The sequence below is a fragment of the Streptomyces coelicoflavus genome, from assembly GCF_003112555.1.
Classification (GTDB): Bacteria; Actinomycetota; Actinomycetes; order Streptomycetales; family Streptomycetaceae; genus Streptomyces; species Streptomyces coelicoflavus.
Genome location: NZ_BEWB01000005.1, coordinates 239,078 through 252,093, shown reverse-complemented (window position 1 = coordinate 252,093; position 13,016 = coordinate 239,078). Strand labels below are relative to the sequence as shown.

Here is a 13,016-nt window from a genome sequence, read left to right as displayed (position 1 = left end):
GACCAGTCGACCGAGGCCGGTAGACCGAGACGGCCGGAGGGGCCACCCATGCGCCAGAAGATTTCCGCCGGGCGGGCGGGATACGTCGCCGCGCCGGTCGCCGCCGTCGCCCTGGCCCACATCGGCCCGGCCGCGACCTGGCTCCCCGGCCTGCGCCGGCGCCGGTTCCCCGGACTGGCCGGGCAGGGCAGCCCGGGTCATGTCGCCCTCACCTTCGACGACGGCCCGGATCCGGCGTCCACGCCGCACTTCCTCGACGCACTCGACGGACTAGGGGTACGGGCGACGTTCTTCGTCCTGGGCGAGAATGCCGTACGGCATCCGGCGGTGGCCCGTGAGCTGGTCCGGCGCGGACACGAACTCGCCGTCCACGGATGGACGCACGACCGCCCCTGGTGGCCTTCGCCGGCCCGGGACGCGCGCGAGTTGGCTCGTGCCGCCCACGCGGTGGGCGAGGTGGCCGGCCGGCGGCCCCTCTGGTACCGGCCGCCCTACGGCATCCTCACCTCCGGACGCTGGGCGGCCGCCCGCCGGGCCGGGCTGCGGCCGGTGCTGTGGACGGCGTGGGGCAAGGACTGGCGGCACGACGCGACGCCCGCCTCGGTGCGCGCGACCGTCGCGGCGGACCTGCGCGGCGGCGGCACGGTCCTCCTCCACGACACCGACCACGCCTCCGCGCCGGGAAGCTGGCGGGCCGCGCTCGGCGCGCTGCCGGGCATCGTGCGCGACTGCCACGAGGCGGGTCTCGCGGTGGGCCCGCTGGGCGAGCACGGGACGGGCCCGACCGGGGAGGAGCCGGGAGCTGGGGACGAGCCGGGAGCCGGGGAGGAGCCGGGAGCCGGGCGAAGCGGGTGGACCGTGCGGAGCGCACCGTTTCGGTCGCCGGCGCCGGGATAGCCGTAGCGTCATGAAGGACAGCGACGATCAGCGGGCGGCGGCACCGGACACGTCGTGCCCGCCGTGGGCGCTGCGAGTACGCCGTACTCGCCGACGGCGAGCGGGGTGCGGTCCTGGACCCCCGGGGCCGGATCGTGTGGCTGTGCGCCCCGCGATGGCACGACGACGCGGTGTTCTCCGCGCTGATCGGCGGAGCCGGTCACTTCACCGTGGAGCCCGCGGACCCCTGGCACGTCTGGGGCGGCTCCTACGAGGAGGGCACGCTGATCCGGGTGAGCCGGTGGGTGACCGCCGGCTGCGTGATCGAGTGCCGCGAGGCCCTGGCCCTGCCGTCCCGTACGGACCGGCTCGTGCTGCTGCGCCGTATGCGGGTGGAACGGGGCGAGGCCCGGCTGGACCTGGACCTGGATCCGCGGCCCGGCTTCGGTACGGCCCGGATGCGCGAGCCCCGGCGGGAGCACGGCGTGTGGACGGCCGAGGCGGCGAACCTGCGGATGCGGCTCGCCGGAGCGCCGGACGCGGTGTGGCGGGACGGGTCCGGGCTGTGCGGCGACTTCCGGTTGCGTGAGGGCGAGACGCACGACCTCGTCCTGGAACTGTCGACCGGACGGGAGACAGAGCCGCTCGACGCCGACGCGTTGTGGCGGGCCACCGAACGGGAGTGGCGGCGGACGGTTCCGGACTGCTCGCGGCTGGTCGCGCCCCGCGACGCACGGCACGCGTACGCCGTGCTCCGCGGCCTGACCAGCGTCTCCGGCGGGATGGTCGCCGCGGCCACCACGTCCCTGCCGGAGCGGGCCAACAGCGGGCGCAACTACGACTACCGCTACGCGTGGTTGCGCGACCAGTGCTACGCCGGTCTCGCCATCGCCGCGCACGGCCCGCACCCGCTCGTCGACGACGCCGTGCGTTTCGTCGCCGAGCGCATCCTCGCGGACGGCGACGAGGTGCGTCCCGCGTACACGGTCGACGGCCGACCGGTCGGGCACGAGCGCTCCCTGCGGCTGCCCGGCTATCCCGGGGGCAACGACCACGTGGGCAACGACGCGGGCGCGCAGTTCCAGCTGGACACCTTCGGCGAGGCGCTGCAACTGTTCGCCGCGGCGGCCGCGCACGACCGGCTGACCGAGGAGGCGGAACGGGCCGCGGTGGTCGCCGTGGACGTGGTCGAACGGCAGTGGCTGAAGCCGGAGGCCGGTCTGTGGGAGCTCGAGGACCGGTGGTGGACCCACTCCAGGCTGAGCGTGGTGTGCGGTCTGCGCCGGATGGCCGAGGTGCTGCCCGGGAAGGCGGGGCGCCGGTGCGCCGAGCTCGCCGACACGGTGCTGCGGGAGACCGGGCGCCGGTGCCTGCTCCCCGACGGCCGCTGGCGGCGGGCCGAGGACGACGACGGGCCCGAGGCCGCGCTGCTGGTGCCCATGGCCCGCGGCTGCACCTTCGGGGACCACCACGACGCGGCCACCCGCGCGTACGTCGAGTCCCGCCTGGCCGAGGACGGCTACCTGTTCCGCTTCGAGCATCCCGGCAAGTCGCTCGGGGAGGCGGAGGGAGCCTTCCTGCTCTGCGGCTTCACGATGGCGCTCGCCACGCACCGCGTCGGCGACCGGGTCGGCGCGTTCCGCTGGTTCGAGCGCACCCGGGCGGCCTGCGGACCGCCCGGGTTGTTCGCCGAGGAGTACGACGTGCGCCAGCGCCAGCTCCGCGGCAACCTCCCGCAGGCCTTCGTGCACGCCATGATGCTGGAGTGCGCGGTGCGCCTGGCCGACGAGTCGAAGCTGCCCTGACCTTCGGGCACCCGCCCGGGGCCGTCCCCGCGGCGGGCCGTACGCCGGCATCCGGCGACGTCACGCGTCCGCCGCGGTGCATCACGCGCGGCCGGGCCCGCCACCTGAACCGGGCGGCGGGCTCGACCCCGGGGCTAGGACGGTCGTCCAGCGGGCCGGGCCTCCTGGCGGACTCGGCGGCCCGGCAGGCCCCGGCGGACTCGACAGGCCGGCAGGCCCCGGCGGACTCGACAGGCCCTGCCGTCTGGGCGGACTCGGTGGGCCCAGCAGACCCAGCAGGCCCAGCAGGCCCAGCAGGCCGGATGAACGCAGGACCGCTGGGCCCCCGCAGGCGTCACCGGGCCCGGTGCGCGCCACCGGCCGGTTCGGCAGGGGCCCGTCCTCCCCGCCTCAGGCGGCAGCCCCCGTCACCTCCCGGTGGATCGGTGCCGCCCCGCCAGTCAGGGGCGTGCCCGTGCCGCCGCGGCGGAGGGCGACGATCTCCGCCGCGATGGACAGGGCCGTCTCCTCGGGGGTGCGGGCGCCGAGGTCGAGGCCGATCGGTGAGCGGAGCCGGGAGAGCTCGTCCTCGGTCAGGCCCGCCTCGCGCAGCCGTCGGTCGCGGTCCTCGTGGGTGCGGCGCGAGCCCATCGCGCCGACGAACGCGACCGGCTTGCGCAGCGCCTCCACCAGCAGCGGCACATCGAACTTGGCGTCGTGGGTGAGCACGCACAGCATCGTGCGCCCGTCGGTCGGGGTGTCGCGCAGGTAGCGGTGCGGCCAGTCGACGACGACCTCGTCGGCTTCCGGGAAGCGGGCCCGCGTGGCGAAGACGGGCCGGGCGTCGCACACCGTGACGTGATGTCCGAGGAACTTCCCCGCCCGTACCAGCGCCGCGGCGAAGTCGACCGCCCCGAAGACGATCATGCGGGGCGGCGGCACGCTGGACTCGACGAGCAGGGTGAGCCCGCCGGGACAGTGCGATCCGTCCTCCGAGAGCCCGACCGTGCCGGTGCGCCCGGCGTCGAGCAGGGCCCGGGCCTCGGCGGCCGCGGTGCGGTCCAGGTCGGGGTGACCGCCGAGACCGCCCTCGTGGGTGCCGTCGGGGCGGACCAGCATCGCCCGGCCCAGCAGCTCGGACGGGCCCCGCACCACCCGGGCGAGGCCCGCGGTCCCGCCCCGGGCGGCGGTGGCCAGCGCCGCGCGGAACACCTCCCGCGACGGTGCGTCGGCGCCGACCGGCGTGACCAGGACGTCGACGATCCCGCCGCAGGTCAGGCCGACCGCGAAGGCGTCCTCGTCGCTGTAGCCGAAGCGTTCGCGCACCGTCTCGCCGCTGCGCAGGGCGTCGGTGCACAGTTCGTACACCGCGCCCTCCACACAGCCTCCGGAAACCGAGCCGATCACCGTGCCGCCACTGTCGACGGCGAGGGCGGCGCCGGGCCCGCGCGGTGCGCTGCCGCCGACGGAGACGACAGTGGCGACGGCGAACTCCCGGCCCTCGGCGAGCCAGCGGTTCAGCTCGTCGGCGATGTCAAGCATCCGTGCCGCCCCCGGCCGTGGGCACCCCCGCCGCGAGCACCCGGTCGGGCCGGATCGGCAGGTTCCGGTGGCGCACGCCGGTCGCGTGGCGCACCGCGTTGGCGACGGCAGCCGCGGCGCCCACGATGCCGATCTCGCCGACGCCCTTGATGCCGACCGGGTCGTCCGGGTCGGGGTCGTCCACCCAGTCCGCCTGGATGTCGCCCACGTCGGCGTTGGTGGCCACGTGGTAGCCGGCCAGGTCGGGGGCGTACAGGGCGCCGCTCGCCCGGTCCCGTACCGCCTCCTCGTGCAGGGCCATGGAGATGCCCCAGACCATGCCGCCGACGAGCTGGTTGCGGGCGGTGAGCGGGTTGACTATCCGGCCCGCCGCGAAGATGCCGAGCATGCGGCGCACCCGCACCTCGCCGGTGGCGGTGTCCACGGCCACTTCGGCGAACTGTGCCCCGAAGGAGTGTCGTTCCTTCTGCGCGAGGCGGCCCAGGGCCTCGGTGGTGTCGGACCGCACGGTGATGCCGTCGGCCGGGATGTCGGCGCCCAGGGCGAGGCGCTCGCGCAGTTCGGCGGCCGCGGCCGTGATCGCCCAGGCCCACGAGCGGGTGCCCATCGAGCCGCCCGCGATCATCGCCGGCCCGAAGTCGCTGTCGCCGATGCGGACCCGGACCCGCTCGGGAGCGACCTCCAGCGCGTCGGCCGCGACCAGGGTGAGCGCGGTGCGGGCACCGGTGCCGATGTCGGCGGCGGCGATCCGCACGGTGAAGTTCCCGTCCGCCTCCGCGGTCAGCAGGGCCGTGGAGGGGCCGGCGCCCGAGTGGAAGGAGGCGGCGGCCGTGCCCGTGCCCAGCAGCCAGCGTCCGTCGCGGCGCACGCCGGGGCGCGGGTCGCGCTCGGCCCAGCCGAACCGCCGGGCGCCCTCGCGGAAGCAGGCATCCAGATTGCGGCTGCTGAACGGCAGCCCCGAGACCGGGCCGACCTCGGGCTCGTTGCGCAGGCGCAGCTCGATCGGGTCGACGCCGCAGCGCTCGGCCAGTTCGTCGAGGGCCGACTCGATGGCGAAGGAGCCCGGCGCCTCGCCCGGCGCGCGCATGAACGTCGGCGACGGCACGTCGAGTGGCGTGACCTCGTTGGCCGTGTGGTGCGCTTCGGCGTCGTACATGACCCGGGCCACGCCCGCGCTCGGCTCGACGAACTCGTAGACGGTGGACGTCTGGTTCAGCGAGCGGTGCTCCAGGGCACGCAGCCGGCCGTCGGCGTCGGCGCCGAGCCGCACCCGCTGGACGGTGGGGCTGCGGTAGCCGGCCAGCGAGAACATCTGGCGCCTCGTCATCACCACGCGCACCGGCCGCTGCAGTTGGGTCGCGGCCATCACGGCGGCGACCTGGTGGGCGCGCAGACCCTTGCTGCCGAAGCCGCCGCCGATGTGCTCGGAGCGCACCCGCACCGCGGACGCGTCCAGCGAGAACATGCTGGCCAGTTCGGTCTGGATCCAGGTGGTGCCCTGGTTGGAGTCGACGACCTCCAGCCGGCCCCCGTCCCACCGGGCCGTGGCGGCGTGCGGCTCCATCATGCTGTGGTGCTCTTCGGGCGTGGTGTACTCCTCGTCCACCACGACGGCGGAGGCGGTGAGGCCGGCCGCCAGGTCGCCCTTGGCGGTCTCGCCGGGCATGACGCCGCCGGCCGGGTGGGCGCCCGGGTGCCCGGTGGTGAGTTCGGTGTCGTGCGGTTCCTCGTCGTAGGCGACGACGAGGGCCTCGGCGGCCTCCCGGGCCTGCTCGGGCGTCTCGGCGACGACGAGCGCGACCGGCCAACCCACATGGTGCACCCGGTCCTGCTGGAAGACGGCGGCCGTGGGGTCCGGCGGGATGCCTAGCAGGCCGATGTAGTCGGTGTCGACGCGCGGGGCGTTGCCGTGGTGCAGGACGGCGAGCACGCCGGGCATGGCGAGGACGGGCTCGGTCTCGATCGCGCGCACCCGGCCGCGGGCCGCGGTGGACAGCACCAGCCAGCCGTGCGCGAGGCCGGCGAAGGGGATCTCGCCGGCGTAGCGGGCCGCTCCGGTGACCTTGTCGCGGCCCTCGACGCGGGTGTGGGCGGTGCCGACGGCGCCCTGGGCCGTCGTACGGCCGGTGGTGGCGGTCGTCATCGGGCGGCCTCCCCGGCGAGTTCGGTCAGGACGGCCACGACGAGGTTGCGCATGAGGGTCACCTTGTATCCGTTGTCGGGCAGCGGCCTGGCGGCCGCGAGTTCGGCGTCCGCGGCGGCGGCGAAGGTGTCGCCGTCGGCCGGTGCGCCGGTCAGCACGGCCTCGGCCGCGCGGGCCCGCCAGGGCCGCGAGGCGACCGCGCCGAAGGCCAGCCGGGCCTCGCGCACGACGCCGTCCTCGATGTCGAGCGCGGCGGCGACCGAGCCGATCGCGAAGGCGTACGAGGCCCGTTCGCGGACCTTGCGGTAGCGGGAGTGGGCGGCGACCGGGGCGGGCGGCAGGGTGACGCCGGTGATCAGTGCGCCGGGCGGCAGTGCGGTCTCCCGGTGCGGGGTGTCACCGACGGGCAGGTAGAAGTCGGCCAGCGGCAGCTCGCCCGGGCCGTCGGGGGTCTCGTACTCCACGGCGGCGTCGAGAGCGGCGAGGGCCACGCCCATGTCGGAGGGGTGTACGGCCACGCAGTGGTCGGAGGCGCCCAGCACGGCGTGGTTGTGGTGCTCGCCGCCGATCGCGGAGCAGCCGCTGCCGGGGGCCCGCTTGTTGCAGGGCCTGCTGAGGTCGGTGAAGTAGCCGCAGCGGGTGCGCTGGAGGAGGTTGCCGCCGACCGTCGCCATGTTGCGCAGTTGTCCGGAGGCGCCGGCCAGGACCGCCTGGGTCAGGACCGGGTAGCGGCGGCGTACCTCGGGGTGGGCGGCGAGGTCGCTGTTGGTGACGGTGGCGCCGATGCGCAGGCCGCCGTCCGGGGTCTCCTCGATGCCGTCCAGGGGGAGTTCGCGGACGTCGACGAGCCGGGCGGGGCGTTCGACCCCGGTCTTCATCAGGTCGACGAGATTGGTGCCGCCCCCGAGGAAGCGGGCACTCGGGTCGGCTGCGAGCAGGGCCACGGCACCGGAGACGTCGTCGGCGCGCTGGTATTCGAACTCCCTCATGCCGCCGCCTCCTTCGCCGTCCCGGCCGGGGTGCCGTCGTCGTCACGGGCGGCCTCCCCGTGGGCTTCCGCCGCGCGGGTGACCGCCTGCACGATCGAGACGTAGGCGCCGCAGCGGCACAGGTTGCCGCTCATCCGTTCGCGTATCTCGTCCGGCGTCAGGGGTGGGGGGCCGGCTTCGGGACGTACGTCCTCGGTGGCGGCGCTGGGCCAGCCGGCCGCGTGCTCCTCGATGACGGCGATCGCCGAGCAGATCTGCCCGGGGGTGCAGTAGCCGCACTGGTAGCCGTCGAGGTCGAGGAAGGCCTGCTGGACCGGGTGCAGCCGGTCGCCTTCGGCCATGCCCTCGATGGTGGTGATCTCACGTCCTTCGGCGGCGACGGCGAGGTTGAGGCAGGAGACGGCGCGCCGCCCGTCGACGAGGACGGTGCAGGCTCCGCACTGGCCCTGGTCGCAGCCCTTCTTGGTACCGGTGAGATCCAGGCGCTCGCGCAGGGCGTCGAGCAGGGTGGTGCGGTGGTCGACGGTCAGCTGGTGCTTCTCGCCGTTGATGTTCAGGGTGACGGCGCTGGACGTCGACGAGGGCGTTGGGGCCATGGTCAGCCTTCTTTGGTGTCTGGTGACAGCGGGATGTCTGTTGACAAGGAGAAATGGGCTGTAGGCAGTGGGGGGTCATTCGCGGCCGGTCGACCACCGGCAGGCTCACGCGGCCGCGTCTGCCGCTAGACTGGGCGGGCAACCGGACAACTGTCCGCTCATGAAAAACGTAACGGACAGTTGTCCGCTTAGCAAGGTCGGGATTCGGCCACAACCCGAAAGGGGGACGAGTGCCGCAGCCGATGAAGGACAAGCCGGACACTCCCTTGCGCTCGGACGCCCAGCGCAACCGCGAACGCATCCTGGCAGTGGCCACGGAGGAGCTGACGCACTGCGCGAACGCCCCGTTGAGCGCCATCGCCAAGAAGGCGGGGGTCGGGCAGGGCACCTTCTACCGGAATTTCCCGAACCGCGAGGCGCTGGTCCTGGAGATCTACCGCTACGGGATGCAGCAGGTGGCCCAGGCCGCGCCCGAGATGCTGGCCACCCGGGAACCCGACCTGGCCCTGCGCGAGTGGATGGACCGCCTCGCCGAGTTCGCCATGACCAAGGCGGGTCTGGCGGACGCGATCCGGCTGGTCACCAGCGCGCCCGGGGCGCCGGAGAAGCCGCGCCCCACCCCGCTGGAGGACGCGGCCGAGCTCCTGCTCCGTGCCAACCACGAGGCCGGCACGATCCGGCCCGGAGTGACCGGAGACGACTTCTTCCTGATCCTCGGCGGTCTGTGGGTGATCGGCCCCGGCGAGGACCGGCAGCCGCGGGTCACCCGGTTCCTGGACTTCGTCATGGACGCCCTGCGTGCGGGAGCGCCAGACCGGTGACCGCGCCGCGGAAGCGGTAGCGGCGCTCGGGCCGCCCGGCCACGCCGTAGCGCAGGGAGACGTCGGCGCTGCCCACGGTGTGGAAGTGCTCCAGGTACCTGCGGGCACTGACCCGGGAGATGCCGGTCAGCGCGGCGCACTCGCTGGCGGACAGTGTGCCGTCCGCCTCCCGCAGGGTCCGCTCGACGAGTTCGGCGGTCTCCACGCTCATGCCCTTGGGCAGCACGGGGGCCGTGGCCGCCTGCGCCGTGGCCCCGGCCAGTACGCGGTCGACGTCGGCCTGGCTGCGCACGACCGTGCCGAGCAGCCGGCCCCGCTGGAGGGCGTAGCGCTCGAGCCGGACCCGCAGATCCTCGAACTCGAACGGTTTGAGCAGGTAGTCGACCACGCCCTGCCGCACGGCACCGCGCACCGCCTCCACCTCGCGCGCCGCGCTGATGACCATGACGTCGCAGTCGTGGCCCGCGGCGCGCAGGCGCGGGATGACGTCGAGACCGAAGACGTCCGGCAGGTACAGGTCGAGCAGGACCAGGTCGGGGCGCAGCTCCCCGACGGCGGTGAGCGCCTGCTCCCCGGTGCCGGCGACACCTACGACCCGGAAGGGCTCGACCCGTTCGACGAACGCGCGGTGGACGCGGGCCACCATGAAGTCGTCGTCGACCACGAGCACGCCGATCGGGGCGGCGGCACGGGGCCCGTGCGGGGTCGCGGCGGTGGGGGCGGTCGCGTCGGACGTGCCGCTCGTTGCCGTCATGGTGCTGCTCCTTCCGCCACCGCGTCGGTGAGGTGGCTGACGGTCATGCGGGCGGTGAACATGGCCCCGTCGGGGGTGTTGGTCACCGAGATCTCACCGCCGTGACGTTCGCAGACCAGCCGGGTCAGCGCCAGACCGATGCCGCGCTCGCCCTGCCGGGCGGCCTTGGTGGTGAAGCCGTGGGAGAAGACCTCCCGGGCCAGTTCGGGCGCCACGCCGGGCCCGGAGTCGCGGACCACGATCTCGACGCTCGCGGCGTCCTGCCGCAGTTCGACCTCGACCCAGGCCTCGTGTGCCTCGCCCGGGGCCGCGGCGGCGTCCACGGCATTGTCGACGAGGTTGCCGACCACGGTCGCCACGTCGGCGGCGTCCGCCGGCTCCAGCCGGTCCAGCGCGGTGCGGTCCGAGACGCGCAGGGCGACCCTGCGCTCCGCCGCGAGGGAGGACTTCGCCGTGATCAGCGCGGCCACCGCGGTGTCCCGGACCCGGCGGCTGAGGGTGACGTCCAGGGACTGCCGGCGCTGATTGAGACCGCGGACGTAGCGCACGACCTCCTCCTGTTCGCCGATCTGGATGAGCCCGGAGATGGTGTGCAGTTGGTTGGCGAACTCGTGGGCCTGGGCGCGCAGCAGCTCGGAGGTGCTGCGGAAGGAACCGATCTCCCGTTCCAGGCGGGCGAGTTCGGTGCGGTCGCGCAGGGTGGTGACCGAGCCGAGGGGGCGGCCGTCCTTGGTGACGGTCATCCGGTTCATGACCAGGACCCTGCCGCGGCGGACGACGACCTCGTCGCGCGGTTCCGCCGCTTCGGGCGTGGCCCCGGCGAGTACGTCGCGCAGCCGCCCCTCGATGCCGAGCCCGTCCAGGCTCTGGCCCACGCAGTCGGCGGGCAGGTCGAGCAGGCGCCGGCCCATCTCGTTGACGAGGGTCAGCCGGTGCTGCGGGTCCAGGGCGACGACGCCCTCGGCGATGCCGTACAGCATGGCCTCGCGGTGTTCGGCGAGGCCCGCGATCTCGCGCGGCTCCAGGCCGAGGGTCTGCCGTTTGACACGCCGGGCCAGCAGCCAGGACCCGGCCACCCCGAGGCCACTGGCGATACCGAGGTAGGCAAGCAGGTAGGAGGAGGCCCCGCTGAGGCGCTGCCACACCGTCGGGTCCGCCTCGCCGACCATGACCGTGCCGAGTTTCCGGCCGAGGGTCTGCCGGGTGGCCCCGAGGACGGGGACCTGGGCGACGAGTTCCCGGCTGCCCTGCACGCTCAGCGGCCCCGACCAGCCGCTCGAGGCGCCGGCGCCCTTCCCTCGCGGCAGCCTGGCGCCGATCAGCGTGGGGTCGGTGGAGCTGACGACGCGGCCGTCGGCATCGGCCACCGTGACGGAGGTGACCCCGGACTGGGTCTGGGTGGAGTTGACCAGCGGGGCGAGCGCCTCCTGCGGCACGGGGCGCAGCAGCTGGCTGCGGACCAGCGGCGTGGCGGCCAGCTGTTCGGCCAGGGCGGTGACCCGGCGGCCCTCCACGCGGTTGAAGGTGGCCTTGGACTGGGCGAGCGAGACGGCGGCGACCGCGAGCAGGACGACCACGACGATGGCGAGCTGGAGGACCAGCATCTCGCCCGCGAGGGTCTGACGGCGGAAGGTGGGGGCCACGGCGGACTCGTTCTCGGCTCACGGATGTTTCGGGGGCGGGGACGGGGACCGGACGGGGATGCGGTGACCGGCGGGGGGGCCGGCGGGTGTGCCGGGTCGCCATCATGGCCTCCACCTGCGGCAAGGGAAAGGGATGTGCCTTCGATGTGCCTGCTTCGCAATGAACCGGCGATCCGACAGCGATGTTGACCACGCGGCCCCGGCGACCGCAATGAACACAACCTCCCTTGGTTCCGCAAGGAAGACACGAGGCAGACGCGCGGGCACCATGTGGCCCACGTCACCCTCCCCCACAGGGCTCCCCCTACCTCTCTACCCAACCGACAGGTGGTGTCATTCGTGCGCCTGCGCACCCCCCTTGCCCTGCTCGGGGCCGCCGTGCTCGTGCTGGCCGGACCGCCGTTGCTCTCCTCGGGCGACGACTCCGACTCCGGCACCCAGATCCCGGGCCTGCGCTTCATGGTTCCCAACACGCCCGGCGGCGGATACGACATCACCGCCCGCACGGCCGCGAAGAACGCCGAGGACGCCGGACTCACGCACAACATCGAGGTGTTCAACCTGCCCGGCGCGGGCGGCACCGTGGGCCTGAGCCGGCTGGTCAGCGAACACGGCAACGGCAAGCTCGCCATGTCCATGGGCCTCGGCGTCGTGGGCGCCGTCCGCTCCAACCACGCGCCCAAGACCCTCGCCGACGCCACACCGATCGCGCGGCTCACCGAGGAGCAGGACGTCGTGGTGGTCGCCAAGGACTCGCCGTACAAGACGATCGACGAGCTGGTCGACGCCTGGAAGAAGGACCCGGGCAAGATCCCCGTCGGCGGTGGTTCGTCGCCAGGCGGGCCCGACCACCTCGCCCCGATGCTGATGGCGCAGGCCGCCGGTATCGAGCCGAAGTCGGTCAACTACATCCCCTTCGACGGCGGCGGTGAACTGCTCGCCTCGATCCTCGGCAACAAGGTCGGCTTCGGGGTCTCCGGCGTCGGCGAGTACCTGGACCAGATCAAGGCCGGCGAGCTGAGGGTGCTCGCGGTCACCGGCCCCGAGCGGGTGGACGACCTCGCGGACGCGCCCACGCTCATGGAGTCCGGCTACGACGTGAACTTCACCAACTGGCGCGGCATCGTCGCCCCGCCCGGCCTCTCCGAGGCGCAGCGCACCAAGCTGACCCGCCTCTTCGAGGAGCTGCACGACTCCCCCGAGTGGAAGAAGTCCATGGACCAGAACGGCTGGGACGACGCCTTCCTGACCGGTGAGAAGTTCGGCGACTTCCTGGACGCCCAGGACGAGCGCGTGGTGTCGGTGCTGAAGGAGCTGGGACTGTGACGACACGGACCGAACTCCCCGACGACCGCGGGGCAACGGCCGCCGGCCCGCGCTCGTGGCTGCGCGAGCACTCCGAACTGGGCGTGTGCGTCCTGTTGCTGGCGCTCGGCGTGCTCGTCCTGACCGACGCGCTCACCATGGACGTCGACATCACCCAGCGCGGCCCGGTCGGCCCCAAGACCGTGCCGATCGTGGTCGGCGTCGGCCTGCTGGTGATCGCCGCGCTGCTCGCCGTCGACGTGCTGCGCGGCGGCCGGGGCGAGGCCGAGGGCGGCGAGGACGTCGACCTGTCCGAACCGGCCGACTGGCGCACGGTGCTGCTGCTGTCCGGGATCTTCCTCGGCGCCGCGGCCCTGATCGAGCCGGCCGGCTTCCCCGTCGCGGGCGCACTGCTCTTCTGGGGCGCCGCCTTCGCCCTCGGCAGCCGCCGCCCGGACCGCGATCCGCTGATCGCCGCGGTGGTGTCCCTGATCACCTACGTCGTCTTCGACCAGCTGCTCGGAGTGCCGCTGCCCGGCGGTCCGCTGATGGGAGTGCTCTGA

General features: G+C 74.1%; 10 protein-coding genes and 1 pseudogene. 5 read left to right on the top strand and 6 right to left on the bottom strand.

All coding sequences use genetic code 11. From position 1 onward, the window contains the following. The first annotated feature begins 48 nt into the window (after positions 1-48). Both Sco07f_RS12935 and Sco07f_RS12930 read left to right on the top strand, forming a co-directional pair. Positions 49-897 carry a polysaccharide deacetylase family protein gene (locus tag Sco07f_RS12935; RefSeq protein ID WP_108987918.1) on the top strand — a complete coding sequence of 283 codons (849 nt, stop codon included), beginning with the start codon at positions 49-51 and terminating at the stop codon, positions 895-897. A 10-nt stretch (positions 898-907) separates the two neighbouring features. Then, positions 908-2,681: pseudogene (locus Sco07f_RS12930) on the top strand (glycoside hydrolase family 15 protein). Between the two features lie 390 nt (positions 2,682-3,071). On the opposite strand, the gene Sco07f_RS12925 reads toward Sco07f_RS12930, so the two are convergent. From Sco07f_RS12925 to Sco07f_RS12910, 4 genes are read right to left on the bottom strand one after another with little or no spacing between them, the layout of a single operon-like run. Further along, entirely contained in the window at positions 3,072-4,202 is a 1,131-nt protein-coding gene (locus Sco07f_RS12925; RefSeq protein WP_108987917.1) for an XdhC family protein, read from the bottom strand. Continuing rightward, positions 4,195-6,345 (bottom strand): xanthine dehydrogenase family protein molybdopterin-binding subunit, encoded by a 2,151-nt coding sequence (locus tag Sco07f_RS12920; protein ID WP_108987916.1) that lies wholly within the window; start codon positions 6,343-6,345, stop codon positions 4,195-4,197. The genes Sco07f_RS12925 and Sco07f_RS12920 overlap by 8 nt, the downstream gene beginning before the upstream one ends. Then, positions 6,342-7,334 (bottom strand): FAD binding domain-containing protein, encoded by a 993-nt coding sequence (locus Sco07f_RS12915; RefSeq protein ID WP_054102781.1) that lies wholly within the window; start codon positions 7,332-7,334, stop codon positions 6,342-6,344. The genes Sco07f_RS12920 and Sco07f_RS12915 overlap by 4 nt, the downstream gene beginning before the upstream one ends. Continuing rightward, complete coding sequence (locus tag Sco07f_RS12910; protein ID WP_007446956.1) at positions 7,331-7,930, bottom strand: 2Fe-2S iron-sulfur cluster-binding protein; 600 nt, start codon at positions 7,928-7,930, stop codon at positions 7,331-7,333. The genes Sco07f_RS12915 and Sco07f_RS12910 overlap by 4 nt, the downstream gene beginning before the upstream one ends. 230 nt (positions 7,931-8,160) lie before the next feature. Here Sco07f_RS12910 and Sco07f_RS12905 point away from each other — a divergent pair, with 230 nt between their 5' ends. Beyond that, on the top strand, positions 8,161-8,751 hold the full coding sequence (locus tag Sco07f_RS12905; protein ID WP_087792157.1) for a TetR/AcrR family transcriptional regulator: 591 nt from the start codon (positions 8,161-8,163) through the stop codon (positions 8,749-8,751). On the opposite strand, the gene Sco07f_RS12900 is transcribed toward Sco07f_RS12905, so the two are convergent. Both Sco07f_RS12900 and Sco07f_RS12895 read right to left on the bottom strand, forming a co-directional pair. After that, entirely contained in the window at positions 8,714-9,505 is a 792-nt protein-coding gene (locus tag Sco07f_RS12900; RefSeq protein WP_087792156.1) for a response regulator, read from the bottom strand. The two genes, Sco07f_RS12905 and Sco07f_RS12900, sit on opposite strands and share 38 nt — an antisense overlap. Continuing rightward, on the bottom strand, positions 9,502-11,148 hold the full coding sequence (locus Sco07f_RS12895) for a sensor histidine kinase (protein WP_108987915.1): 1,647 nt from the start codon (positions 11,146-11,148) through the stop codon (positions 9,502-9,504). Before Sco07f_RS12895 ends, Sco07f_RS12900 begins: the two co-directional genes overlap by 4 nt. Before the next feature lie 339 nt (positions 11,149-11,487). On the opposite strand from Sco07f_RS12895, the gene Sco07f_RS12890 reads away from it, so the two are divergent. Both Sco07f_RS12890 and Sco07f_RS12885 read left to right on the top strand, forming a co-directional pair. Continuing rightward, on the top strand, positions 11,488-12,474 hold the full coding sequence (locus Sco07f_RS12890) for a Bug family tripartite tricarboxylate transporter substrate binding protein (protein WP_007446979.1): 987 nt from the start codon (positions 11,488-11,490) through the stop codon (positions 12,472-12,474). Continuing rightward, the gene (locus Sco07f_RS12885) at positions 12,471-13,016 is read left to right on the top strand and encodes a tripartite tricarboxylate transporter TctB family protein (RefSeq protein WP_087792154.1); all 546 of its coding nucleotides are present in this window, start codon (positions 12,471-12,473) and stop codon (positions 13,014-13,016) included. Before Sco07f_RS12890 ends, Sco07f_RS12885 begins: the two co-directional genes overlap by 4 nt.